Below are 24974 nucleotides of genomic sequence, written 5' to 3'. Positions count from 1 at the left end.
CCGATGGCTAGGCTGGCGGCGGACGACGTAACCGGGAGGAGCACGGACGTGGCCGAGAGCACGATCCAGGAGCACCCGCTCGCGGGCTGGGACAAGCCGGAGCTGGACCTCAGCAACGCCGACTGGCAGTCCAGCAGCAGTGGGCGGGGGGATGTCCAGATCGCCTTTGTCGAGGGGTTCATCGCGATGCGCAACAGTGGCCGCCCGCACAGCCCTTCCCTGATTTTCACGCCCGCGGAATGGGGCGCGTTCGTGTCGGGGGCACGGGAAGGGGAGTTCGACCTGACCTGAGACCGCGTTGACCTTGAGGTAAGGCAGTGGCAGGGGCTGCCCGCGAACGACAGGGCCGCCCCTGCGGTGCTAATGGATGCCTCGGGGATTAGCATTAGCCACATGCGGGACCTGATCACCAGCCACATCACCGACGACGCGCGGCTCACCCTCGACCTCGCTCTCACCGTCCGCCACGACGGCGACGGCGGCATCGCCGACGACCTCACCGACACCGCCGGCCTCACCACCTGGGTGCACGCACACCGCGACACCCTGCCGGACACGGACGGCTTCGTCGCCGACGAGGCTGCGCTGACCGCCGTACGGGAACTGCGTGTCGCCGTGCGGACCCTCTTCGCGCGCGCGGTGCGGCCCGGGGAGCCGAGCCCGGCGGACGCGGCACGGCTGCTGCCCTCGACCGAGGCGCTGCGCCGGCTCAACGCGGCTGCCGCCCGCACGCCCACCGTCCCCGTGCTCGACTGGGCCGACGACGCCGAACCCGTCGTAAGACTCCAGGGCCTGCGGGGCGAGGGGGAGGTCGTGACCGTGCTCGCTCGGGCCGCTGTCGCCTTTCTCGCCAGTGCGGACCGGGAACGGCTGCGGGCCTGCCACGCGCCGCGCTGTGTGCGCTACTTCCTCAAGGAACATCCGCGGCAGGAGTGGTGCAGACCCTCCTGCGGGAACCGGGCCCGCGTCGCCCGCCATCACGAGCGGCGCAAGCAGACGAGCCAGTAGGGCCCAGTAGGACATAGTGCGGAGGCGGCGCCCGCGGAACAGGAGCCTCGGGCGGGCACGTACCATGGCTGTATGTCGTTCCTCCGCCGCCGCAGCGCCACTCCCGCCGGCCCCGACTTCGATGTCCTGGCCATGGATCCGGGCGACTGGCCCGGCAATCTCGGCGCGGGCCTGCTGCCCGCCCCCGATGGCAGCTGCCAGGGCGTGTTCCTGCGCTACGACCTGTTCGGCGGCCGAGGCCCCGCGATGGTCATCGGCAACCTGCCCGAGGGCTCCCCGGCCCGCGACGTCGCCGAGGACGAGGTCCCGTTCGAGGTGGCCCAGCTGCTGGTGGCCCTGGAGAACGAGGAGGAGGTCACCGTCGTCGGCACCGAGGACGTCCCGGTGATGCAGGGCGACAACCTCCTCATCGTGCGTCGTCTCAAGCTCTCCGAGAGCCGGATCGCCTGCGTGCAGTTCGACCGCAGCGACAACGTCCTGGTGACCATCGCGGCCTGGGACCGACCGATCACCGACGACCTTTACGCGCTGCTGAAGCCGCTGCCTGCGGAGCTCTTCCAGACGGCCTGAAGCGACATCCGCAGAGGTGAGGGCCGGTTTCCGCCGCGCGGCGGAAACCGGCCCTCACCTCTGTCGTCGGTGGCTCAGGACAGGGTGAGCCGTACGTCCGCCGCCCGGACGAACGCCACCCGGTGGCCGAACTGGATCTCGTAGTACTGATCCTTGCCCACCACGACCCGGTGCGAGGCGGCGTCGAAGGTGACGGCGTAGTAGTACTCGCCGGGCACCTTCTCCCCGGCCACGTACGTCTGGCCCGCGGGCAGCTTGTACGGCAGCGGCGAAACCGCCTGGGCAGGCACACCCGCCGGATAGGCCGAGGCCTCCGGGTACGCCCTCCCGTACACCGGGATCTCCGTCAGACCGTCCTTCGGTGTCACGACCGCGCCGACGGAAGCCACCGCCGTCGGGTTCGCGGCCGGGTTCTGGAACCAGGCCTTCTGGCCCAGATACCAGATCGCCGTCCAGTCGCCCCTGCGCTCCGCGACGGCGTACTGCTGGCCGGTGGAGACCCGCGACCCGATGTCGTTCACGCCGATCGTCGAGACGCCGCCCGGGGGATGCGTCCCGATGTCCTTGACGAGCGCCGACGAGGTGTCCGGCTGCGAGTACAGCCGCACCTCGCTCGACCCGTGCGCCGCACACGCCTGGCCCGATGTGACGCAGCCCGTGTACGTGGGCCGGTTCGACGCGTAGTCCGGCCGGATCGTCACCACTGGGCTGTCGCCCCGCACGTGGGCCGTCCGCTCGAAGGGGCGGCCCAGCAGCGTGAAGTAGTGCTGCCAGTCCCAGTACGGGCCCGGGTCGGTGTGCATTCCTGAGACCGTCGAGGTGGTCGGGCCCGGCACGTTGTCGTGGCCGAGGATGTGCTGCCGGTCCAGCGGGATGCCGTACTTGTCCGCCAGGTACTTCACCAGCCGGGCCGAGGCCCGGTACATCGCCTCCGTGTACCAGGCGTCCGGGTTCGCCAGGAACCCCTCGTGCTCCAGCCCGATCGACTTGGCGTTGACGTACCAGTTGCCCGCGTGCCAGGCCACGTCCTTCGCCTTCACGTGCTGCGCGATGTGCCCGTCCGTGGAGCGCAGCGTGTAGTTCCAGGACACATAGGTCGGGTCCTGGACCATGGTCAGTACGCCGTCCCAGGCACCCTCCGTGTCATGGACGACGATGTACCGGATGCTCTGGCCGGCCGGCCGGTCGCCCAGGTCGTGGTTGCCGTAGTCGCCCTCGCCGAACTCCTCGTACGGCGCCGGAATCCACTCGCAGGACACCGTCGACGGGCACTCGGTGCCCGCCGCGGACACCTTCCGCAGCCCGGTCCGCCGCAACTGGGCGGTGTCGGGGGCCAGTCCGGGACGCGCGGCCAGGGCCACCAGCTGTCCCTCGTCGGTCGTGCGCTCCTCGCCGGTGCGCAGTACGTCGTACACGTCATCGGCGTACGCCGCGGCCGTCGCGGTGTCGTCGGCGCCGGAGAAGCGGGCCACCGCCCCGTACCAGTCCGCCGGGTCGGCGCTCAGCGGCTCGGCCAGGTCCCGTTGGGCGGCGGCCAGCAGCGCGGCGCCGCCGGCCACATTGGCGGCCGGGTCGGTGCGGAGCTGCTCGGCGGGCAGGCCGGTCAGCTCGGCCGCCTTCGTCAACGTCTGCAGACGGGGCGGGAGTTCGGCCTGTGTCGGCACCTCCGTGGTGGGGTGCAGGGCCGGACGGGCACTGTCGCCGCGCGCGTCCTCCGTGCCCTCGCTGTGGTGCGGGGCGTCGGCGAGGGCGGTACGGGCGTCAGTGAGGTGCATCGGGCCGTAGCCGCCGGTGACGCTGGGCGCCCCGGCGTGTGTGTCCCAGCGGGACTGGATGTAGGAGACGGCGAGCAGAAGGCTCTGCGGCACGTGGTACTTGTTCGCCGCAGCGGAGAAGGAGCGCTGCAGCCCGGTGGCCGAGGCGTCGCTGTCGGCCGGGGCCGCGCCGAGCAGGGGCAGAAGCAGTGCCGCCGAGGCGAGCGCGCCGGCGGCTCTGCGCAGGCGTCTGTGTCCGGGATCGGTGGGGCGGGCGGGGTCGGTGGCATGTCCTCGCAATGCGGCCTCCGGGGTCGGGCGGGCGTGGGGGAGCGGCGGACGTGCGGAGCCGTTACGCACATTAGCGGCTCGGCTGCCCGACGGTCCGTCAATCATGCCCAGAGGCCGGAGACTTCCCATGTCAATAGAGGTGCGGGAACTTTCGTGGCGACCTGCGCCCGGACATGGCGTGGGCCCGCGCTGCGCCGCTGTTCAGGCGCATCGCGGGCCCACGCCCCCCGTCAGCGAGTACCGACCGCCGCGCGCACGGCCCGTCGGGCCAGTTGGCAGTCGTCGTGCAGCCGCCTCAGCAGCAGCCGCTGTTCCTCACCGGACGGCGCAGCACCGGGATGGGCCGGTCCCGGTGCCGCCGGGGTCGCCTCGTGCATCGAACGCTGCACGGCCAGTTCGTACGTACGGATCTCGCGCGTCAGTACCAGCATCAGGTTCACCAGGAAGGCGTCCCGTGCCGCCGGTCCCGCCGCCTGCGCGAGCTGGCTGATCTGCCGCCTTGCCACCGGCGCGTCACCGAGGACCGCCCACAGCGTTGCCAGGTCGTACCCCGGCAGATACCAGCCCGCGTGCTCCCAGTCCACCAGCACTGGACCGGCCGGGGAGAGGAGGATGTTGGACAGGAGTGCGTCGCCGTGGCAGAACTGGCCCATGCCCTGGCGGCCCGCCGAGTGCGCGATCCCGTGCACCAGCTTCTGGAGATCGCCCATGTCCCGGTCGGTGAGGAGCCCCAGCTCGTGGTACCGGGAGATACGTGCCGCGTAGTCCAGCGGGGCGTCGAACGTACCCGCCGGTGGACGCCAGGCGTTGAGCCGGCAGATCGCGCCCAGCGCCGCCCTGATGTCCGCACGCGGCGGTGTCTCGGCCGGATGCCTCTGCAGGGCCGCGACCCGGCCCGGCATCCGCTCGATGACCAGCGTGCAGTTGTCCGGGTCCGCCGCGATCAGACGGGGCACCCGCACCGGCGGGCGGTGCCGCACGAACGAGCGGTATGCGGCTATTTCGTGCCGGATGCGCTCGGCCCACGCTGGGGACTGGTCCAGTAAACACTTCGCGACGGCCGTGCTCCGCCCCGTCGTCCCGACCAGGAGCACGGAGCGTCCACTGCGGCGCAGCACCTGAACCGGGGCGAACTCCGGGCAGATCCGGTGCACCGACGCGATGGCCGTGCGCAGCTGCGCGCCCTGGGGACCGGACAGGTCGAGTCTGCCGCTGAGCGGCTGGGTGCCGATCCCCGGCAGCCGTCGCGCCCGGCCGGCACCGGCGCCGAGTACGGGAGCCCCCGGTCGTGCGGGGTCGAGGTAAGGGCCGCTGCCACCCGGGCGGGGGTGCAGGAGCCTTGGAGGGGCGGACACGGAGGACGATGCTGCGTACATGGGAGAAACAGATCCCTTCGTGTGCCGACGGTGGTCGTGCGCTACCCGGCCCGGCCTCCCAGGTGCACCCTGGGGAGTGTTCCTCGGTGACCGGGTCGGGGTGGCGCGTTCCTACCTGACACCCGTCGGCCAGTGGCACACCATCTGGCGAACCCTGGCGAACCCTGGCGAATAGTCGCTCAGCAACTGACAGACGGTTACTGTCAACTCAGCCGAGAACCTGGGGGCTTGACGTGAGCGGACAACCCAACACTCGTCTGACGGACCTGTTCGGCCTGGCCGGCTGGTCCAAGGGCGAGCTCGCGCGGCTGGTCAACCGGCAGGCGGCGGCCATGGGCCACCCCCAGCTGGCGACCGACACCTCGCGGGTGCGGCGGTGGATCGACACGGGAGAGATCCCGCGAGATCCCGTGCCGCGCGTACTGGCTGCACTGTTCACCGAGCGTCTCGGCCGTGTCGTGACCATAGAGGACTTAGGTCTGGTCCGGCACGGGCGTGTGGGGAAACGGCCGGGCGCCGGGAGTGCTGAAGCTCCCGACGGTGTGCCGTGGGCGCCCGAACGGACTGCCGCGGTCCTCACCGAATTCACGGGAATGGACCTCATGCTCAACCGACGCGGCTTGGTGGGTGCGGGCGTCGCGCTCACCGCAGGCTCCGCACTCAGCAGTGCCATGCACGACTGGCTGCACACCGACCCGACTCTCTCCGCCGACGCACCCGACCTCGACGATCCCCTGCACGCCGACCCCGCCGGTTTCGACCGGTACGAGGCCGCCCCCATCGGGTGGCAGGAGATCGAGGAACTGGAACGCGCCGTCGAGGTGTTCCGGGCCTGGGACGCCGCCCGCGGCGGCGGGCTCCAGCGCAAGGCAGTGGTGGGTCAGCTCAACGAGGTGGGCGGCATGCTCGCCTACCGACATCCCGAACCCCTTCAGCGGCGTCTGTGGGGCGTCGCCGCCAACCTCGCCGTCCTCGCCGGCTGGATGTCGCACGACGTCGGCCTGGAACCCACGGCCCAGAAGTACTTCGTCATCGCCGCCCACGCGGCCCGTGAGGGCGGCGACCGGCCGCGCGCCGGGGAGGCGCTCTCCCGGGCGGCTCGCCAGATGGTGCACCTTGGCCGGCCCGACGACGCGCTCGACCTCATGAAGCTCGCCAACTCCGGTTCGGGCGAGGAGACTTTGCCCCGCACCAAGGCCATGCTGTACACCGTCGAGGCCTGGGCGCAGGCGTCGATGGGGCGCGGTCAGGCGATGCGCCGCACTCTCGGGCAGGCCGAGGATCTCTTCGTCTCCGACAAGGGCGATGTTCCGCCGCCCAGTTGGATGCAGATGTTCAAGGCGGAGGACCTGTACGGCATGCAGGCGCTGGCCTATCGCACCCTGGCCGAGCACGAACCTGCCGCGGCCGTACAGGCCCAGTATTACGCGGAGAAGGCCCTGGAACTGAGGGTCGACGGCCGCCAGCGGTCGAAGATCTTCGACTTCCTGTCCATGGCCTCCGCCTGCTTCATCGCGGACGACCCCGAACAGGCCGCCGGATACGCGCGGTTGGCCCTGGTGTCGATGGGCTCGAACTCTTCCCACCGCACCTGGGACCGGCTGCGCGAGATGTACCGGCTCACCGCCGAGTACTCCAGCTATCCGAAGATCGGCGAACTCCGGGAAGAGATCAAACTGTCGCTGCCGAAGCAGGTGAAAGGAAGGGGTACCAACAGCACACGGGCGTAGCCGGCCTACGGGGCCTCGCCTCGCCCCTGCCTGCTACGGGGCCTCGACGGTTACGGGGCCACCCTGGCGATCATCACGCAGGCGTCGTCCTCGCGCTCGGTCTCGCCGAACTCCTCCACCACCGCCCGTACGCACTCCTGCGCGGTCCGCGCCTCGTCGAAGCGCGGGGCCAGTTCGAGCAGGCGGTGCGCGGCGGTGGTGCCTTCCCGGCCGCCGGGCACCAGTCCGTCGGTGTGCAGGAGGAGCACATCGCCGGGTGCGAGGGTCTCTTCGGCCTGCCCGTAGACGGCGCCCGAGGTGGCGCCGAGCAGGACGCCGTCCGGTGGGTTCAGCGTGCGCCCCGTCCCGTCGCGGAACAGCAGCGGGGCGGGGTGGCCCGCCTGGGCCCAGGTGAGGGTTCGGGACTCGGGCCGGTAGCGGCAGCAGACCGCGCTGCCCAGGGCCGGCTGGACGGACGCGTCGAGTAACTGGTTGAGCCAGGTCATGAGTTGCCCCGGCTGGGTGCCGGCGACGGCCATGCCGCGCAGCGCCCCCAGCAGCATCGCCATGCCCGAGGTCACGGTCACCCCGTGGCCGGTGAGGTCTCCGACGCTCAACAAGGTGTCGCCGTCGGACAGTTCGAGCGCGTCGTACCAGTCGCCGCCGATCAGCGCGCTCGTCGAGGAGGGGAGGTAGTGGGCGGCCAGGTCCAGAGCCTGCGGTCCCTGGTGCGGGAGTCGCAGGGAGCCACGCCATGGCGGCAGCACGGCCTCCTGCAGCTCGACCGCGAGCCGACGCTCGGACTGGGCGTGGTGCCGGTGACGCTGCAACGAGTCATGGGTCTCGCCCACCGTCCGCTGGCTGCGGCGCAGTTCGCTGACGTCCCGCAGCACGGCCCACATCGAGGCGGTGCTGCCGTCGGCGTCGAGCACGGGCTCGCCCATCATGTGCACGGTCCGGACACCGCCGTCGGGCCGCACGATGCGGAACTCACCGTCGATGGGCTTGGCGTCGATGAGGCAGTCCGTGACCATCGCGGTGAGCCTCGGCCGGTCCTCGTCGAGCACCAGGGAGGGCAGTTCGTCGAGGGTGAGCGGGTCCGCGGCGGGGTCCCGGCCGAGGATCTGGTACAGCTCGCCGGACCAGCTTGCCTCGTCGTTGAGGAGATTCCACTCCGCGCTGCCGACCCGGCTGAGGAGCGAGTCGCGCCGGGGAGCCGTCGGCACGGCTCGGACGGCGGGGACCGCCTCGGCGGCGAGGGGCGCCTCGGGAAGACGCTGCGGCCCGTCCCGCAGCTGGGCCAGGTGTTCGTCGAGGTCGCTGAGCTGATGCAGCGCCAGGTCGTACAGAGCGCGCTGCCAGCGGCCCTGCGGGTCCGATCCGTCGGCGGGTGTGTCCCGTCGTACGGCGTCCACGTCACCTTTGAGCTGTCGGGTCTGCGTGATGAGCGCCTCGACCGAGCCGCGCGAGGGCGGCTGGGCGGCTGGACGGTCCGCGGAGAGATGGGGCGGCATGACGCACTCCGATGAAGGGACGGTACGACCAAGGCTGACGGAAGGACCGGTTACGACTGTTGCACAGCCTGCGACGGCCTGTAAGGGATTTGGCAACACACGGGACGGTGGTGCTTCTGGCATATGCCACAGTCTTCTTGGACGATTTTCCTGATGCGAAAACGGTACGCGTCTGGTGTGCCAAGTCGTAGGCGGGGTACGCGACTTGGTGGATCGATGGAGATGAGTGGCCACTCATTCAAGCGCGTGTTCGACGGTCTTTTGTGCGATGCGTGGCGATGTGTTGCCGGGGCGCATCGTCAGGTTGCCCCCGAATCGCCCAGCGGTCCTTGATCCCTGCGGAAAACCACGCGACTTGGTGATGCAGCTCACATTAATAGCTGCGGAATCCGCGTAATCGGAGAGGCCATTTCGGGGTCGTAACACCACGTCGGCACAACGCGTCGGCATCACCATCGTCGGCCCGAACCGGAGCGGAGACTGCCATGGATGTCACCCTCGAACAGCCCGCGCGTGCACGCCTGATCACCTCGGAGGAGCAGGAGCTCCCCGTCCACGCCACGCTCCGCTACGTCTCGACGGATCCGCTGGCCGTGCACATCGATTTCCCGGCCGAGGTCGCCCTGGACGGCGAGGAGGTGAGCTGGACCTTCGCCCGGAGCCTGCTGGAGGAAGGAGTACGGCGGCCCGCCGGGGGCGGCGACGTCCACATCTGGCCGTGCAGCGCCGCACACACGGTCCTGGAACTCCACTCGCCGCACGGCCTGGCCCTGCTCCAGTTCGGCACACCGGCCCTGCGACGCTTCCTGCTCCGTACGTTCGCCGTCGTGGCGGCCGGGAGAGAGGACCTCGGCGACGCCGTCGACCGAGGCTTGTCGGACCTCCTCGGCGCGCCTTCGGCGGGCAGCGAGGGAAGGGAGCAGTGAGCGCGGACAGGTCGCTGGCCGGAGACCGGGGACGTGGGGGTCGGTGGCGCGGCGGTCAGCAGCGCAGCACGCCGACGAGCAGCGTGGCAGGGCCGAGGGCGTGCGCCATATGTGCACCACAGGGCTGATTCGGACGTCAGGCATTCGGAGTGGTCGGAGCGAGCGGGAGCGGGGGAGTGCGACCGGTTCCGCCCGGCATCGCAGGCGGCCTCAGCCCGCGTCGTCCGCGGCGCAGGAACTGCCGTCGGGCGGGAGGGAGCCGTACAGCAGGAACGCGTCGACCGTCCGGTGCACGCACTTCGAGGACGCGTACCCGGTGTGGCCCTCGCCCTTGTTGTCGAGGACGACGGCCGACGAGCCCAGCCGCTCGGCCGTCTCCGTGGTCCAGCGGTACGGCGTGGCCGGGTCGCCGCGCGTGCCCACCAGAAGCATCTTCGGCGTGTCGACGTCCCGTACCCGCGTACGGATGAAGTCCGTGCCCCTCGGGCGGCCGTAACACGTCAGGACCTCGGTGAGGCGGTAGTGGCCGAACACCGGGGAGGCCTTCTCGTACGCGGCCCGCAGGGCGGCGAAATCCTTGGTGATCCGGGCCGCGGTGGGCCGGTCGGGGTCGTCCGCGCAGTTGACCGCCATCAGCGCGGCGGGGAGGTTGTCGATGGGCACCTCCACCTCGTCGACGAGGTGGCCGTCGGAGTCCGGGGACGGGCTGCTCCGCGGTACGAGGCTCCGCCTCGGCAGGGCGGGGACGGCGGTGCCCGAGCCGCCGAACGCCATGACTCCTCGCGCGTCCCCGTCCTCGACCAGCGCGGCGAGAGCCCGCTCCAGGGGCGACCACATCCGCTTGCTGTAGAGCCCCTGGCCGATGGCGCCCACCAGGTCCTGGCCGGAGAAGCGGTCGCCGTAGCCGGTCGGCACCGGGTCCTGGTCGAGTGAGGCGACCAGGTCGACGACCCGTCGGCGGGCGATGCGGGCGTCCTGCCCGAACGGGCAGGCGATGTCCGCAACGCACCAGCTGAGGAAGCCATCCAGGGCGGTCTGCTGCCCGGCAGCGCCCGCGAGACCCTGCTCGGCGAGCGATTCGGTGAGGGTGTCGACGCCGTCGAGGACGAACCGGCCCACCTTCTTGGGGAACTGGGCGGCGTAGACCGCGCCGAGACGGGTCCCGTAGGAGAATCCGAGGTAGTTGAGCTTCTTGTCGCCGAGGGCCTGACGCATCACGTCGAGGTCGCGGGAGACGTCGACGGTGCCGATGTGGCGCAGAACGGGCCCGGAGTGCCGTACACAGGCCTGGGCGGCCCTGCGCAGTTGCCGGAGGACGGCACGCGGATCGGCCCCGGTCTCGCCGCCGGTCACCTCGGCGTCCGTGTCCGTGCCTTCGCCACAGCTGACGGGAGAGGATCTGCCCACGCCGCGCGGGTCGAAGGTGACGACGTCGTAGCCGTTCGTCAGACCCATGAAGTCCTTGCCTTCGTAGGCGAGTTGACTGACGCCCGCGCCGCCGGGCCCGCCGAAGTTCAGCAGCACGGAACCCCGGGACCCACCCGTCGCCCGGTAGCGGGCCATCGCCAGGTCGAGTGTGTCGCCGCCGGGTTCGGCGTAGTCGAGCGGGACGGTGACCTTGCCGCACTGGAGGTCGTCCGTAGGCACGTCGTCCATCGCCGTCTCGTCGGCGCAGGCCGACCACTTGATCTTCTGGTGGTAGAAGCGGGACAGGCCGGGGTCGTCGTCCGCCGTGGCCACCGTCGGCGCACCCGTCCCCAGCAGGGCGAGGGTCGCGGCCGAGGCGAGCGCCCGGCGTCGGTGCGCGGACCGCATGAGTGCCTCCAGGGGCGGGCCCGGCTGCGGACCGGGACGGCGCCCTCGAACACGATATGCGGGCTCACAGAGCCTCGCCTCTTGGCGTGTGGGCCCCGCGTGCGGGCCGCGGTGCCGGGTGGTCGCGGCCCCTTCCGGATCCATGGTCGGATGGGGCCGAGATCCCCCCACTGAACGGAACGGAGTACATCCATGACCTCTTCCGCCGGCCCCCTCCTCCCGGCTCACGAAGACCTTGTCGTCACCCGGGCCAGGCCCGATGACTGGCCGGTGGTCACCGGATGGGCGGCCGACGAGGGCTGGAACCCTGGGCTGTCGGACACCGCCGGCTTCTTCGCCCAGGACCCCCAGGGCTTCTTCATCGGCAGGGTCGGCGGGGAGCCGGTCTCGGCGGTCTCGGTCGTCAACTACGGTGACGCTTACGCCTTTCTGGGTTTCTATCTCGTCCGTCCCGATCTGCGCGGGCGCGGCTACGGGATCTTCACCTGGAAGACCGCGCTGGCCCACGCCGGAGGTCGTACCGTCGGCCTCGACGGAGTCGTCGCCCAGCAGGACAACTACCGCCGCTCAGGCTTCGAGCCCGCCCACCGAACCGTCCGGTTCACCGGAACCGCTCCCGCCGCCGACACCCCAGCCCGGGTGCGTCCCGTACGGCGGGAGGACCTGGCGGCGATCACGGCGTACGACGCGCTCTGCAACCCGGCCGACCGGCCCCGCTTCCTGGAGTACTGGCTGACGGCTCCCGGTCATCGGGCCCTGGTGCGGGAAAGTGCCGGTGGGCACGGACCCGCCGGCCGTGCCGTCACCGGTTACGGGGTCGTCCGCCCCGGCCGGGACGCGTCGCGGATCGGCCCGCTGTTCGCCGACACCGCCGACGACGCTCGCGCACTGTTCGCCGCGCTGACGGCCGACGTGGCCGGGACGGAGGTCGCGATCGACATCCCCGAGCCGAACGCGGCTGCCGTCGCGATGGTGGAGGAGGTGGGCTTCACGCCGTCCTTCGAGACGGCACGCATGTACACGGGCCCCGTGCGGGAGTTCGCGCAGGAGCGGATCTTCGGGGTGACCACGCTCGAACTCGGGTAGTGGCGAACTCCGGTGGGGCTCAGCCCTGTCGGGGTGCGGCGGTGTGGAACCGGCGGTGCAGGTCGCGTACTTGGGCGGACAGTTCCGGCACCGGTCCCTCTACGGTCACGCCGGGCGCGATCTCGTTGACCGGCAGTGTCCGGACCGGGGGTGCGGGGACACCCAACTCGCCCAGCCAGATGGCCAGTTGCTCGGACGAGGCCACATACACGATCCGTCCGAGGCCCACCCAGGCGTGCGCGGCGGCGCACATCGGGCAGTGCTCGCCGGAGGTGTAGACGGTGGCTGCCGCGCGCTGCTCCGGTGTCAGATGGGCGGCGGACCAGCGGGCCAGCTCGAACTCCGGGTGGCGTGTGCGGTCACCGGAGGCCACCCGGTTGTGGTCCTCCGCCAGCACCGCGCCCTCCCCGCCCACCAGCACGGATCCGAACGGCTCGTCCCCGGCCGCGAGCGCCTCGGCGGCCAGTTCCACGCAGCGGCGCAGGTGGGGCAGTTCGTCGTCCTTCACCATGGCTGACCGGGCCTCCTCGTGGTGCGGTGTCAGGGTGCAGGGTACTTCCGTACGGCCGGGGAGGCAGGACAGGAGCCGGACGACACCGTGGCGACGTCGAATCGGGCTTCGCATCCGCGAATGATCGAAAGGTGACGCATTGCGGGCGCCAATACCGTTGCGCTTGCCGCATGGGGATGCTGGAGTAACGGCATGGATCATGTAGGAGTGCTCGCCCTTTACGACCGGGACATGCGCGAAGGAGCCCAGCCTGACGGGCCAGGCGCCCGGATCGAACGGGTGGGAGGGGTGGTGCGCCAGGTCGCCGACGCCCAGGGGTGGAACGGCGTCGTCTGGTCCGACCTCGACGCCGTGCGCGCCGACGAGGCGATCGCCGAGCAGATCCGCTACTACGGCGACCTCAGGCAGACATTCGAATGGAAGCTCTACGGCCACGACCTCCCCATCGACCTGGGGCAACGGCTGCGGACGGCGGGATTCACGCCCGAACCGGAGGAGACGCTGATGATCGGTGAGGTCTCCGGTCTGACCTTCGACACCGATCCGCCCGAGGGCATCCGCCTCGTTCCCGTGACCGACCAGGCCGGCGTCGACCTCGTGGCGGACGTGCACGAGAAGGCCTTCGGTACCGACAGCTCCCGGCTGCGGCGCCAGCTGCTCGCCCGGCTCACCGACGACCCGGACTCGGTCACCGCCGTCGTGGCGCTGGCCGGCGAGGAGCCGGTGAGCGCGGCTCGCATGGAACTCGTACCCGGTACCCGGTTCGCCGGGCTGTGGGGCGGCGGCACCGTCGAGGGCTGGCGGGGCCGGGGCATCTACCGGTCCCTGGTCGCCCACCGTGCCCGCGACGCCGTGAAGCGCGGCTACCGCTACCTCCAGGTCGACGCCTCCCACCAGAGCAGGCCCGTCCTGGAACGCCTCGGCTTCGAACCGCTCACCACCACGACTCCGTACGTGTACGAGTACGAGTCCTGACCCGTGGCGGCCGGGTCGCCGGGCGGCGCCGGTCTCACAGCCCGAGCTGGTACTCCACCGCCCTGTGCGTGGGCGCGTATCCCAGCTCGTCGTTGATGCCGAGCATCGGCGCGTTGCCGGTCGCGGTGTCGGTGAGCAGCCCGGTGAGCCCGGGGTGGCGCCGACGGGCCCGGCGGATCGACTCGGCCTTCATCCAGCGGCCGAGGCCGTGTCCGCGGTGCTCGGGCAGTACCGCCGTACCGTAGTGCTGCCCGTCTCCCTGTCCGTCGCCCGGCACCACCAGCTCGGAGAAGCCGACGACCGATCCGTCCGTCGTATCCAGCGCGGCCACGGTGTGCAGCAGGTCCCCGCGCCCGGCGACGGCCTCGGCCGCCGCCAGGACTCGGTCGACGTCCCAGACGACCGTGCCGTAGTCGGTGTCCTCCATCGGCATGTCGTCCATGGCGCGGTGCGAGTCGGCGTAGCTCTGTGCCAGCTCGGGCGGCACGGCGCCCTCCCAGGTCGTCAACAGATAGCCGGGGTGCGGGAGTTCGGCGAGGCGGGAGATCTCCGTGAGGTCGGCGTCGGCGAGCACCAGACGGGCGTACGTCAGTGTCAGCACCCGGCGAAAACCCCGGTCCGCCAGGAATCGGTCGCCGGGGGAGCCCTCCTCGGCCTGTGCCACGACCGACCGTCGTCCGTCACTCCGGGCCGCGATGACGGCGGCCTCCAGGAGCCGGGTGCCGACCCCTTGCCGGCGTTCGGAGCGGTGGACCGCGATCTCCAGCTCGGCGAGATGTTCCTGGCCCTCCCTGGTGAACAGACGCAGGAAGGCGGAGCCGAGGGGTACACCGCCCGGATCCGCCGCCAGCCAGGCGAGCCGTCGGCTCGAAGCGCCGGGTTCGGGATCGGTGAGTGCGGTGATGCGCGGGGGCAAGAGGTCTCCGTGACGGTGAGTGGGGCCGTACGGGCAGTACGACGGCCGCACCGCGCCGGTCGTCGGCACGGTGCGGTGGGCCCGCCGAAGCTAGCCCCGGTCGTTCGCTGCCCGCAACGGAGTTTCGACGTCTCGGACGACTGCCCGGCGCCGGTCCGGTGAGCGCCGGTCGCTCCCGATGCCTATCGTTCTCACCGCCGCCTGCTGTGTGCGCGGCGCGGCGCCTTCGCCCGGTCCAGCGCGGCCACGCCGAGGCCGGCGAGCCCGATCTGGATGAGCCACTCGACCCAGTCGATTCCGTCCGTGTCCGACACGTCGAACCCGGCGGCGATCGCCGATCCGAGGAGCGCGGCCGCGATGCCGACGACGATCGTCCAGAGGATTCCGATGCGCTGGCGCCCCGGGATGACGAGCCGACCCAGGATGCCGATGACAGTGCCGATGATGATGGCACCGATGATGCTCGAGATCGTCATTTCCGCCCCACTTCGCCGGTATTGGCTACCTCCTGTCTCCTGCCCGCTGTGGCCCGGGACAGTCCGCTGAGAGGCGAGCGGGCCCGGTCCCTGGCAGGGACCGGGCCGCTTCCGTCTGTGCCCACCTACGCCCTGGGAGCACTTCTCGCTGTCGCGCCCGCACTCAACAGCCCCAGGAACAGGGCCAGGGCGCCGATGATGACGTTGTTCAGCACGACACCCGCGTCCGGACTGTCGCCGACGATCCACGGCGAGACGATCATCCAGATGCCCATCGCGCACAGGGCCCCGCTGAGGCCGTACATGCGTTCCGGAGTGTTGGTGAACCCGAGGGCCAGCAGACCGATCGCGATGCCCATGATCAGGTTGTGGGTCACGAGCGGGGGCTGGCTTGTCGTGTAGTGGAGGATCCACGGGGATGCCGCGCAGTACAGACCGACGAGGAACACCGGTCCGTCCACGAGCGCCACATCGCGACCGCCGAGCATACGGGCGTACCGTGCCCGCATTTCGGATACATCAGGGTGACTGTGGATGTCGCCTCTGGTGTGCGAGACATTGGCCATGACTCGTCTCCTTCGACTGTGCAGGCCCGACCGCTTCTGTTGCGGTATGCGGTGAACGCCGCTTACTCACATTGTGCTCTTATTCATCCCTTATGTGCAGTGCGGTGATTCTGTGTCATCCACCCTGCACGGTGAGTGTTCCGCCCAGCTCCCCGGCTCTTCGCACGAACACCTCGTGCAGATCGCGCGCGGCCAGGGGTACGGACTCCGCGCGGCGGCGCTGGAGGGTCAGCAGCACCTGGGTGGTGTCGTCCTCCGCGATCGGCCGGTAGGTGAGGATGCCGTGCCGTTCCAGTGGGTCGCCGATCACGCTGAAGTCGGGCAGCACCGTCGCCCCGAGCCCTTCCGCGACCATCAGCTTGCCCATCTCGGCGCCGTCCGTGGAGTACGCGAAGGCCGCGCCGTGGCCCTCCAGCAGCCGGTGCAGATAGCGGTGCATGACGTAACCGGAGCGCATCGCGATCAGCGGCCCGGCGAGCAGATCGGCCACCGACACCGCCGCCCGGGCCGCGAGGGGACTGTCCGGACGTACGCACACCACGGGCCGTCCGCGCAGCAGTTCGGTGCTCTCAAAGCCGGCGGGGACGTCGTCGCCCTCCAGCTGGTTCACCAGTCCGAGGTCGAAACCGCCCTCGGTGAGCCCCCGGTGGATCTCCGCCTGCTGTACGTCCACCACCTCCACCTGTGTCAGCTCGTGCGTCGCGCGGAACTCCCGTACGGCGGGGATGAGCAGCGGCACGGTCGCCGCGTTCACCGTGCCGACGCGCACCATACGGCTGATGCGGTGCTGTTCGCCCGCGGCGCCTCGCAGCCGGTCCACCGCGTCGAGGACGTCGATGATGTGCGGCAGCAGTTCCTGGCCCTCCGCGCTCATCGTCGCCCCGGACCGTTTCCGCTCCAGCAGGTCGACCCCGAGTTCCCGCTCCAGATTGCGCACGGTCTCGCTCAACGCGGGCTGCGACAGGCGGAGTTCCTCCGCCGCCCGGCGCAGTGAACCGAGCCGGGTGACCGCCGCGATGTATTCCAGCTGTTCAATACGCACCGCAGCAGAATGCGGGCGTCCGAGGGAGCGGTTCAAGGGTTTCCCTGTCACGCCTTCGTGAAATCAGGTGGTCCGCGATACGAGACCGGTCGGGTTTTCCTTGACTGCCGTCTTCGGTGACTGTCACGATCGACGACATGAAGATGCGACTGGACCTCACGCGGCGACGCCACGTCGACCTCGCGCGCGTCTCCAGCGCCTCCTGTTGCTCCGCGGCCTGATCCTCGTCCCGATCCGCCGCGCCCGTTCCGTTTCCGCAACCGCCTGGAAATTGCCGGACTTCGCTCCGGACGGGAATTGGCGTGCCCGAAAACGCATTCCGCAACAGGAGTTCCGCATGTCCGCAGAGCCCGTGAAATTCGCCTACTGGGTCCCCAACGTCAGTGGCGGACTCGTCACCAGCCGGATCGAGCAGCGCACCGACTGGGGATACGAATACAACCGCGAACTCGCCGTTCTCGCCGAGAACAACGGCTTCGAGTACGCGCTCAGCCAGGTCCGCTACATGGCCAGCTACGGCGCCGAGTTCCAGCACGAGTCGACCAGCTTCAGCCTCGCCCTGCTCCTCGCCACCCAGCGTCTGAAGGTCATCGCCGCCGTCCACCCCGGCCTCTGGCACCCCGGTGTCCTCGCCAAACTCGGCGCCACCGCCGACCACCTGTCGAACGGCCGCTTCGCCGTGAACGTCGTCAGCGGCTGGTTCAAGGGCGAGTTCACCGCGCTCGGCGAGCCCTGGCTGGAGCACGACGAGCGCTACCGCCGCTCCGAGGAGTTCATCCAGGCCCTCCGTCAGATCTGGACCGAGGACCACACCGAACTCGCCGGTGACTTTTACCGGTTGCGCGACTTCTCCCTCAAGCCCAAGCCCCTCAACACCCCCGAACGCCCGCACCCCGAGATCTTCCAGGGCGGCAACTCGACCGCCGCCCGCGCCATGGCGGGCCGGGTCTCCGACTGGTACTTCTCCAACGGCAAGGACTTCGACGGAGTCGTCGAGCAGATCGCCGACGTACGGGCATCGGCGGCCCAGGTCGGCCGCCGCGCACCGAAGTTCGGCCTCAACGGCTTCCTGATCGCCCGTGACACCGAGGCCGAGGCCCGCGAGACGCTCCGCGAGATCGTCGCCAACGCCGACCGGGAGGCCGTCGAGGGGTTCGGCGCCGCCGTCAAGCAGGCCGGACAGTCCGCCGCCGACGGCAAGGGCATGTGGCAGGACTCCACCTTCGAGGACCTCGTCCAGTACAACGACGGCTTCCGTACGGGGCTCATCGGCACCCCGGAACAGATCGCCGAGCGGATCGTCGCCTACAAGAGGCTCGGCGTCGACCTGCTCCTCCTCGGCTTCCTCCACTACCACGAGGACGTCGAGTACTTCGGCCGTAGGGTCCTGCCCCTGGTCCGTGAACTCGAGGCCCAACTCCCGCAGAACGAGCCCGAGTCCGTAGCGGTCCACGCCTGACGCCCGTCCCGCTCGCCCGGGACGCCTGCCACCCCACAGGCTCCCCGGAACCCCGGCAAGCCTCCCGAAAGAGGACCCCATGGCCACCATCCTGTCCGTCTCCGGCAGCCCCTCCGTCTCCTCCCGCACCGGAAAGCTCCTGCGCCACCTGGACACCCGCCTGGCCGCCCAGGGACACGAGGTGATCCCGCTCGACGTACGCACGATCCCCGCCGAGGCCCTGCTCGGGGCCGACTTCCGGCACCCGGCGATCGTCGAGGCCACCGAGCTGTTCGCACGCGCCGACGGTGTCGTCGTCGGCACCCCGGTCTACAAGGCGTCCTACTCCGGTGTCCTCAAGGCGCTCCTCGACCTGCTCCCGCAGTACGCCCTCACCGGCAAGACCGTGCTGCCGCTGGCCACCGGAGGCAGCACCGCCCACGTCCTGGCCATCGACTACGCGCTGCGGCCGGTCCTCAACTCCATGGGCGCCGCCCACATCGTCCAGGGATGGTTCACCCTCGACAAGGACATCACCGCACACGAGGACGGCTCCATCGCGGTCGCCCCGGCCACCGCCGAGGCCCTCACCCAGGTCCTGGACCAGTTCTCGGCAGCGCTCGGCCGCTCCCCGCTCCTCGCCGCGGCGGTCTGACTCCCATGACCGCGAAAGTCGTCGCCGACGACGTGGAGGCCCTGACCGTGGCGGCGGCCCTGGCGGACGAGTTCCGCACCGGGGCCGCCGCGCGGGACGCCGAACGTCGTCTCCCACGAGCGGAGTTGGACCGCCTCTCGGCCTCGGGACTGCTCGCGGTCACCGTGCCCGCCGAGTACGGGGGAGCGGACGTGCGCCAGGAGACCCTGGCCGAGATCTTCCGGCTGCTCGCCTCGGCCGACGCCAGCCTCGCCCAGATCCCGCAGAACCACTTCGTGTACGTCAATGTGATCCGCCGTCAGGGAACTGCGGAACAAAGGGAGTTCTTCTTCGGGGAGATCCTCGCGGGGCGTCGGTTCGGCAACGCCCAGTCGGAGGCGGGCACCAAACACGTCCAGGACATCCGGACCCGCCTGGACCGGCGGCCCGACGGCTCGTTCACGCTGACCGGCGTGAAGCACTACTCCACCGGCGCTCTGTTCGCCCACTGGGTCCCGGTCCTCGCCCGCGCCGAGGACGACAACCTGCACGTGGCGTACGTCCCGCACGACGCGCCCGGCCTCACGGTCGTGGACGACTGGGACGGCATGGGCCAGCGCACGACGGCCAGTGGCACCGTCCGGCTCGACGCGGTCCCCGTCCCGGCCGACCGGGTCCTCCCGCACCACCTCACCTTCCAGGGGCCGCAACTCCACGGCGCCGTAGCGCAGTTGCTGCACACCGCCATCGACGTGGGTATCGCCGGGGGCGCGCTCGCCGAGGCCGCGGAGTTCGTCCGGAGCAAGAGCCGGCCCTGGTTCGAGAGCGGCGCCGAGACCGCCGCCGACGACCCGCTGCTGATCCAGCGGTTCGGTGAACTCGCCGTCCAGCTACGGGCGTCCGAGGCGCTGCTGCGCGAGGCGGCCCGTGCCGTGGACGCGGCCGGCGCCGACCTCACCGACGACTCGGCGGCCGAGGCGTCCATCGCGGTGGCCGTCGCGAAGGCGCACGCGACGACCACCGCCGTGGAGATCACCGGGGCCCTCTTCGAGGTCGCCGGAACCCGCTCGGCCCTCAACTCCCTGAACCTGCACCGGCATTGGCGGGACGCCCGCACCCACACCCTGCACGACCCGGCCCGCTGGAAGATCCAGCACATCGGCCGCTACGTGCTGAACGGCACAAGACCGCCCCGGCACGGACTGCTGTAACGCGACCTGCGCCACGTACGCGACGTTCCCGATCGGAGATCTTCGGTGTCCCTCACCTTCCACTGGTTCCTCCCCACAAACGGCGACAGCCGCCATGTCGTCGGCGGCGGCCACGGCACCCCGGCCACCGCCTTCGGACAGAACCGGCCGCCGACGGTCGCCTATCTGAGTCAGATCGCCCGCGCCGCCGAGGACCTGGGCTTCGTCGGCGCGCTCACCCCCACCGGTGCCTGGTGCGAGGACGCCTGGCTGACCACCGCGATGGTCAGCCAGCACACCGAGCGACTGAAGTTCCTGGTCGCCTTCCGCCCCGGCTTCGTCTCCCCGACCCTCGCCGCGCAGATGGCGTCCACCTTCCAGCGCCAGACCGGCGGACGGCTCCTCCTCAACGTGGTCACGGGCGGCGAGAGCCATGAGCAGAAGGCCTACGGCGACTTTCTCGACAAGGACGCCCGTTATCGTCGTACCGGCGAATTCCTCGAAGTCGTAAGGGAGTTGTGGGAGGGCAAGACGGTCGACCTGACCGGCGAACACCTCCGCGTCGAGGACGCGAAGCTGGCCCGGGTGCCCGATCCGGTCCCCGAGGTCTACTTCGGGGGCTCCTCACCCATCGCCGGTGAGGTCGCCGCCCGGTACGTCGACGTGTACCTCACCTGGGGCGAACCGCCCGCACAGGTCGCCGAGAAGATCGCCTGGGTCAGAGGGCTGGCCGCCAGGCAGGGGCGCACCCTGCGGTTCGGCATCCGGCTGCACGTCATCACCCGCGACACCGCCGAGGCGGCGTGGGCGGAGGCGGACCGGATCCTCGCGGGCTTCGACCCGGGGACCGTACGGGACATCCAGGCCGGCCTCGCCCGCAGCGAGTCGGAGGGGCAGCAGCGGATGCTCGCCCTGCACGGCGGCGGCAACCGGGACGGGCTGGAGATCCACCCCAACCTCTGGGCCGGTATCGGCCTGGTGCGCGGCGGCGCCGGCACCGCGCTCGTCGGCAGCCACGACGAGGTCGCCGACCGTATCGCCGAGTACCACGCCCTGGGCATCGACGAGTTCGTCCTCTCCGGCTATCCGCATCTGGAGGAGGCGTACTGGTTCGGCGAGGGGGTGCTGCCGAGGCTGGCCGCGCGGGGGCTGTGGCGGCATCCGTTCGCGTCGGCCGCCGCCCCGGCGGCACAGGTGCCGTTCGCGAGCTAGGCGCTCCGCGAGATCGGCAGTTCGCATGCTGCGGGCCCGCGGGGGCTGGTCGCGCAGTTCCCCGCGCCCCTGAAAGCGCGCTCCGCGAGCCTTTCAGGGGCTAGTCGGCCAGTGAGGCGAGGTGTGCGCCGCGTATGTCCGTCGTCTGGGCCTGTACCAGTAGGAACAGGCCTTCGCGGGCCAGACGTTGGGCCGGGCTGTTCAGGTCCAGCGACCGGCCGCCCCCGGCGACGATCGCCGCGGTCGTCGCCGTGCGCATCAGGTCGTACGCCCGGGTCTTGAGCGCCAGCCGGTCCGCGATGTGCTCCTGGGGCCGGCGGTGGTCCGCGAGTGCGTACGCGTTGCGGCGTACGGCGTCGAGGCGGGTGCGCAGTGAGCGCGCGGTCGCCGTGGCGTCCGGGTGGGCGGCGAGGAGATCGAGGGCCGCGTACGCCACTCCGAACACCGCCGGGTTCGTGTTCGCGGCCCGGGGCAGGTCGACGAGGGCGAACTTCTCGCGCGGGGTGCGCAGGACGACCGCCTCCTCCGGCAGCCGCAGGCCCTTGAGCTCCAGGGAGACGGTCCGGGCGGCCGTGAGTGCCGCCAGGCGCATGGGCGGCGAGGCGCGCAGCCCCGACTGTTCGCGCGCGTCGGCGAAGGCGAACACCACCTCGTCCGTGTCGGACAGCCCCGCGAGCAGCATGACGTCGTTCAGCCCCCAGCCCGTGTACCAGGGCACCGTCCCGTCGAAGCGCCAGCCGCCCCGCTCGTACCCGACCCGCACGGGGACGTGAGGGAAGGAGCGCAGGTGCGCGTACGCGATCCCAGACAGCAGCGCGCCCGTCGACAGCGGACCCAGCAGGCGTTCCCGTACCGGGAGCTGGGACTCCGTCAGCAGTTTCACCGGGGTGTGGTGCTGTGTCTGCACGAACCAGGTCGAGCAGCAGGCCCCGGCCAGGACCTCGGCGACCTCCCGGGCCACCGAGGCCGGCGCGTTCGCGCCCCCGTACTCCTTCGGTGCGCTCACCCCGAGGAGCCCCGACCGCTTGATGGCCTTGATGCTGCTCGCGGGCACGCCTTCCTGGTCGACCCGGGCCGCCTGCGGGGCCAGGACGTCGGCGGCGAGCCGACGGGCGACGGTGACGAGCGGGTGCGCGATGGCGGTCATGGACAAGATTCTCCCGGTGTCGCGGTGCGTTGTGCCTCCCCAGAGGTGTTCCCTTCGTGTAGGAGATGGGGCAGAGCCGTGATGCCCAGGAGGACGTGATGAAGTACTACCTGCTCAGCGCCATGAAGCCGGTCGGTGAACCGTCCGCACCGGAGGCCATGGTGGAGATCAACCACAGACTGAGTGCCTTTCACGACGAGTTGCGTGAGGCCGGAGCGTGGGTCTTCGCGGGCGGACTGCACCGCCCGGACGCCGCGACCGTGCTGTGGCCCATGGGAGGCGAGATCGAGGAGACCGTAGGGCCCTACGCGGAGAACAAGGAGTTTCTCGGCGGGATCTGCCTCCTGATGGCACCCGATCTCGACGTCGCTCTGGAGTGGGGCCGCAAGGCCGCCCTGGCGACCACCATGCCGGTCGAGGTCCGGCCCTTCCTCGGTCAGGTCGACGACTGACGCACGGCCTGATCACCGCCCGGATCTGAAACGTACAGCGACAATCAGTTACTCAAAGTCATCTTCGTGTATGTGGAATATATTCTGCCGCGTGAAAGGTTGGCATGTGAGTCGAGAGCATCGAGCCGGCCTTCCGTGCCGGAGACCACCGCATCAGAACACCGTGAGCGAGGCATCGTGAACCACCCCACGTCCCCCGAGCAGCCGGCCGACATCGTGGCGCGCCTGCGTGCCACCTTCCGCACGGGCCGCACCAAGCCCGTCGAGTGGCGCAAGGCCCAACTCGGCCGGCTGCGCGCACTGCTCACGGAGCACGGCAAGGACGTGGCAGCCGCACTCCACGCGGACCTCGGCAAGAGCTCGACCGAGGCTTACCGCACGGAGATCGACTTCACGATCCGGGAGATCGACCACACCCTCGACCACCTCGACGGCTGGCTGCGCCCCGAGGCCGCGCCGGTCCCCGAGCGCCTCGGCGCCGACGCCACGGCCTGGACGCAGTACGACCCGCTGGGCGTCGCCCTGGTCATCGCGCCCTGGAACTATCCGGTCCAGCTCCTGCTGACCCCGGTCGTCGGCGCGATCGCCGCCGGCAACGCGGTGGTGATCAAGCCGAGCGAGCTGGCCCCCGCCACCTCCGACGTCGTGGCCCGGCTGCTGCCCCAGTACCTGGACACGGACGCGGTCGCCGTCGTCGAGGGAGGCATCCCGGAGACCACGGCCCTGCTGGCCGAGCGCTTCGACCACATCTTCTACACCGGCAACGGCACCGTCGGCCGGATCGTGATGCGCGCCGCCGCCGAGCACCTCACCCCGGTCGCCCTCGAACTCGGCGGCAAGTCCCCGGCGTTCGTCGACACCGGCATCGATGTGGACGTCGTCGCCGACCGACTGGTCCGGGGCAAGTTCCTCAACGCCGGGCAGACCTGTGTCGCCCCCGACTACGTCCTGACCGACCCGGACACCGCCGCCGCGCTGGAGCCCGCCCTCGCCAAGGCCGTCGAGAACCTGTTCGGCGCGGACCCGGCCACCTCCACCGAGTACGGCCGGATCGTCAACGAACGCCACTTCGACCGCCTCGGCGGCCTGCTCGACTCGGGCCGGGTCGTCACCGGCGGAGTCAAGGACCGTACGACGAAGTACATCGCGCCGACCGTCCTCGCCGACGTCGACCCCGCCTCGCCCGTGATGCGGGAGGAGATCTTCGGCCCGATCCTGCCGATCGTCACCGTGCCCGGACTGGACGACGCGATCGGCTTCATCAACGACCGCGACAAGCCGCTCGCGCTGTACGTGTTCACCGAGTCCGGCACGACCAGGGAGCGGATCGCCGCCGAGACGTCCTCCGGTGCCGTCGGCTACGGCCTGCCGCTCGCCCATCTCACCGTCTCCGACCTGCCGTTCGGCGGGGTGGGGGAGAGCGGGATGGGCAGCTATCACGGCCGCTACTCGATCGAGACGTTCAGCCACCGCAAGGCGGTGCTGGCGAAGCCGCTGAGCTGAGGCCCCACCGGGCCGGAACGCCGATCGCCCGCGTTGCCGAGAATGTTGTTCTCGGCAACGCGGGCGATCTGTGTCTGGTGGGTGCGGCGTGGCTCAGGCGCCGGAGATGCCGCCGAGGCAGAACTGCCACACCTCGTCGGCGGTCACCGGATGGGCGTGGCTGTCCGAGGGGACACCGTTGGCCTGGGCGGAGAACATGACGGTCTGCATGAGGAGCGCCGCCAGCCTGCGCGGCTTGTCCGCGTGGACGCTGCCTGCCTCGGCGGCCTGCTCCAGCAGCTCGGTGAACAGGTTGAGCAGGGGCAGGTGCGCTGTGGCCACCTGAGCCGGATGCTTGACCAGCAGTTGCAGCGCGAAGTCGCTGAACAGAGGGCGCTGGACACCCGGGTTGGGCAGCGACTGCTCGAACAGTAGCTCCACGGCGATACGCAGCCGGGACAGTGGCTCGCCCGCACCCGACGTGGCCTCGCGGATCTCGATCGCCGATGTGGAGAGGGCGTCCTCGAACAGGGCGAGCAGCAGCTCGTGCTTGCCGTCGAAGTGCTGGTAGAAGCTGCGCAGCGACTGCTTCGAGCGGTCGACGACCTCCTGGACGGTGAAGTCGGTCGTCCCCTTCTCCGCGATGAGTTCCTGTGCGGCGTCCAGGAAGCGCTGGACGCGCTGCTCGGCGCGCTGTTTCGCGGCGCGGGTGGATCGCTCTACGGCGCGCTGGCGCCAGGCGGGCTCTTCGGGGATGGCGGTCACGCGTAGAACGATACTGCACTTCAGCGGTAATCAACCGAAGCTCCCTACCGAATCACGCACCGCAACTTTAGAGACCCTTACTTGCGTGGAGTGAGAATGATATTCTCAGCCGCGTCGCG

Annotated in this window: 25 protein-coding genes; 14 read left to right on the top strand and 11 right to left on the bottom strand. The window is 70.6% G+C overall.

Annotated elements, in window-relative coordinates:
• The first annotated feature begins 48 nt into the window (after positions 1-48).
• The 3 genes from OHN74_RS02615 (at position 49) to OHN74_RS02605 (ending at position 1578) form a co-directional block, all read left to right on the top strand.
• Positions 49-291, top strand: a complete 243-nt coding sequence (locus tag OHN74_RS02615; protein ID WP_055523791.1) for a DUF397 domain-containing protein — start codon at positions 49-51, stop codon at positions 289-291.
• A 102-nt stretch (positions 292-393) separates the two neighbouring features.
• A complete protein-coding gene (locus tag OHN74_RS02610; protein WP_327692868.1) occupies positions 394-1008 on the top strand; it encodes a CGNR zinc finger domain-containing protein in 615 nt (204 codons plus the stop codon).
• A 72-nt stretch (positions 1009-1080) separates the two neighbouring features.
• Positions 1081-1578: a hypothetical protein gene (locus tag OHN74_RS02605; protein ID WP_327692867.1), complete on the top strand. Its 498-nt coding sequence runs from the start codon at positions 1081-1083 to the stop codon at positions 1576-1578.
• A gap of 74 nt (positions 1579-1652) precedes the next feature.
• On the opposite strand, the gene OHN74_RS02600 is transcribed toward OHN74_RS02605, so the two are convergent.
• The gene (locus tag OHN74_RS02600) at positions 1653-3632 is read right to left on the bottom strand and encodes an N-acetylmuramoyl-L-alanine amidase (protein ID WP_327692866.1); all 1980 of its coding nucleotides are present in this window, start codon (positions 3630-3632) and stop codon (positions 1653-1655) included.
• Positions 3633-3853: 221 nt separating this feature from the next.
• A complete protein-coding gene (locus OHN74_RS02595) occupies positions 3854-4999 on the bottom strand; it encodes an aminoglycoside phosphotransferase family protein (RefSeq protein ID WP_327692865.1) in 1146 nt (381 codons plus the stop codon).
• 233 nt (positions 5000-5232) lie between these two features.
• Here OHN74_RS02595 and OHN74_RS02590 point away from each other — a divergent pair, with 233 nt between their 5' ends.
• On the top strand, positions 5233-6729 hold the full coding sequence (locus OHN74_RS02590; RefSeq protein ID WP_327692864.1) for a DNA-binding protein NsdB: 1497 nt from the start codon (positions 5233-5235) through the stop codon (positions 6727-6729).
• Between the two features lie 50 nt (positions 6730-6779).
• On the opposite strand, the gene OHN74_RS02585 is transcribed toward OHN74_RS02590, so the two are convergent.
• The gene (locus OHN74_RS02585) at positions 6780-8222 is read right to left on the bottom strand and encodes a PP2C family protein-serine/threonine phosphatase (protein ID WP_327692863.1); all 1443 of its coding nucleotides are present in this window, start codon (positions 8220-8222) and stop codon (positions 6780-6782) included.
• 485 nt (positions 8223-8707) lie between these two features.
• On the opposite strand from OHN74_RS02585, the gene OHN74_RS02580 reads away from it, so the two are divergent.
• Entirely contained in the window at positions 8708-9148 is a 441-nt protein-coding gene (locus tag OHN74_RS02580) for an SsgA family sporulation/cell division regulator (RefSeq protein WP_327692862.1), read from the top strand.
• Between the two features lie 210 nt (positions 9149-9358).
• Here OHN74_RS02580 and OHN74_RS02575 read toward each other — a convergent pair whose 3' ends face one another.
• Positions 9359-10963 (bottom strand): alpha/beta hydrolase, encoded by a 1605-nt coding sequence (locus OHN74_RS02575; RefSeq protein ID WP_327692861.1) that lies wholly within the window; start codon positions 10961-10963, stop codon positions 9359-9361.
• Positions 10964-11155: 192 nt separating this feature from the next.
• Here OHN74_RS02575 and OHN74_RS02570 point away from each other — a divergent pair, with 192 nt between their 5' ends.
• Positions 11156-12049, top strand: a complete 894-nt coding sequence (locus tag OHN74_RS02570; RefSeq protein ID WP_327692860.1) for a GNAT family N-acetyltransferase — start codon at positions 11156-11158, stop codon at positions 12047-12049.
• A 19-nt stretch (positions 12050-12068) separates the two neighbouring features.
• On the opposite strand, the gene OHN74_RS02565 is transcribed toward OHN74_RS02570, so the two are convergent.
• The gene (locus OHN74_RS02565) at positions 12069-12560 is read right to left on the bottom strand and encodes a nucleoside deaminase (protein WP_327692859.1); all 492 of its coding nucleotides are present in this window, start codon (positions 12558-12560) and stop codon (positions 12069-12071) included.
• A gap of 192 nt (positions 12561-12752) precedes the next feature.
• On the opposite strand from OHN74_RS02565, the gene OHN74_RS02560 reads away from it, so the two are divergent.
• Positions 12753-13535, top strand: coding sequence for a GNAT family N-acetyltransferase (locus OHN74_RS02560; protein ID WP_327692858.1), 783 nt, complete (start codon positions 12753-12755; stop codon positions 13533-13535).
• Positions 13536-13569: 34 nt separating this feature from the next.
• Here OHN74_RS02560 and OHN74_RS02555 read toward each other — a convergent pair whose 3' ends face one another.
• The 4 genes from OHN74_RS02555 to OHN74_RS02540 form a co-directional block, all read right to left on the bottom strand.
• Entirely contained in the window at positions 13570-14451 is an 882-nt protein-coding gene (locus tag OHN74_RS02555; RefSeq protein WP_327692857.1) for a GNAT family N-acetyltransferase, read from the bottom strand.
• A 191-nt stretch (positions 14452-14642) separates the two neighbouring features.
• Positions 14643-14927, bottom strand: coding sequence for a GlsB/YeaQ/YmgE family stress response membrane protein (locus tag OHN74_RS02550; protein ID WP_327692856.1), 285 nt, complete (start codon positions 14925-14927; stop codon positions 14643-14645).
• A gap of 125 nt (positions 14928-15052) precedes the next feature.
• Complete coding sequence (locus OHN74_RS02545) at positions 15053-15493, bottom strand: SPW repeat protein (protein WP_327692855.1); 441 nt, start codon at positions 15491-15493, stop codon at positions 15053-15055.
• A 115-nt stretch (positions 15494-15608) separates the two neighbouring features.
• The gene (locus tag OHN74_RS02540; protein WP_327692854.1) at positions 15609-16535 is read right to left on the bottom strand and encodes a LysR family transcriptional regulator; all 927 of its coding nucleotides are present in this window, start codon (positions 16533-16535) and stop codon (positions 15609-15611) included.
• Positions 16536-16672: 137 nt separating this feature from the next.
• On the opposite strand from OHN74_RS02540, the gene OHN74_RS42815 reads away from it, so the two are divergent.
• The 5 genes from OHN74_RS42815 (at position 16673) to OHN74_RS02520 (ending at position 21009) form a co-directional block, all read left to right on the top strand.
• Positions 16673-16756 carry a putative leader peptide gene (locus OHN74_RS42815; RefSeq protein ID WP_351532065.1) on the top strand — a complete coding sequence of 28 codons (84 nt, stop codon included), beginning with the start codon at positions 16673-16675 and terminating at the stop codon, positions 16754-16756.
• Positions 16757-16872: 116 nt separating this feature from the next.
• Positions 16873-17994 carry a dimethylsulfone monooxygenase SfnG gene (gene sfnG / locus OHN74_RS02535; protein ID WP_327692853.1) on the top strand — a complete coding sequence of 374 codons (1122 nt, stop codon included), beginning with the start codon at positions 16873-16875 and terminating at the stop codon, positions 17992-17994.
• Positions 17995-18073: 79 nt separating this feature from the next.
• Complete coding sequence (gene ssuE / locus OHN74_RS02530; RefSeq protein ID WP_327692852.1) at positions 18074-18628, top strand: NADPH-dependent FMN reductase; 555 nt, start codon at positions 18074-18076, stop codon at positions 18626-18628.
• A gap of 5 nt (positions 18629-18633) precedes the next feature.
• Positions 18634-19818 (top strand): SfnB family sulfur acquisition oxidoreductase, encoded by a 1185-nt coding sequence (locus OHN74_RS02525; protein ID WP_327692851.1) that lies wholly within the window; start codon positions 18634-18636, stop codon positions 19816-19818.
• A 45-nt stretch (positions 19819-19863) separates the two neighbouring features.
• On the top strand, positions 19864-21009 hold the full coding sequence (locus OHN74_RS02520) for an LLM class flavin-dependent oxidoreductase (protein ID WP_327692850.1): 1146 nt from the start codon (positions 19864-19866) through the stop codon (positions 21007-21009).
• Between the two features lie 100 nt (positions 21010-21109).
• Here OHN74_RS02520 and OHN74_RS02515 read toward each other — a convergent pair whose 3' ends face one another.
• Positions 21110-22156 carry an acyl-CoA dehydrogenase family protein gene (locus OHN74_RS02515; RefSeq protein WP_327692849.1) on the bottom strand — a complete coding sequence of 349 codons (1047 nt, stop codon included), beginning with the start codon at positions 22154-22156 and terminating at the stop codon, positions 21110-21112.
• A 98-nt stretch (positions 22157-22254) separates the two neighbouring features.
• Between OHN74_RS02515 and OHN74_RS02510 the strand changes: the two genes are divergently transcribed.
• Positions 22255-22608, top strand: a complete 354-nt coding sequence (locus tag OHN74_RS02510) for a YciI family protein (RefSeq protein ID WP_327699952.1) — start codon at positions 22255-22257, stop codon at positions 22606-22608.
• Positions 22609-22785: 177 nt separating this feature from the next.
• Entirely contained in the window at positions 22786-24111 is a 1326-nt protein-coding gene (locus tag OHN74_RS02505; RefSeq protein ID WP_327692848.1) for an aldehyde dehydrogenase family protein, read from the top strand.
• A gap of 93 nt (positions 24112-24204) precedes the next feature.
• Here the strand turns inward: OHN74_RS02505 and OHN74_RS02500 are convergent, their stop codons facing one another.
• On the bottom strand, positions 24205-24855 hold the full coding sequence (locus OHN74_RS02500) for a TetR/AcrR family transcriptional regulator (RefSeq protein WP_327692847.1): 651 nt from the start codon (positions 24853-24855) through the stop codon (positions 24205-24207).
• Between the last annotated feature and the right edge of the window lie 119 nt (positions 24856-24974).

Origin of the sequence: Streptomyces sp. NBC_00459 (genome assembly GCF_036013955.1) — a bacterium.
Taxonomy (GTDB): Bacteria; Actinomycetota; Actinomycetes; order Streptomycetales; family Streptomycetaceae; genus Streptomyces.
Note: the sequence above shows the minus strand (reverse complement) of the source record. Positions and strands in the feature narration are given on the sequence as shown.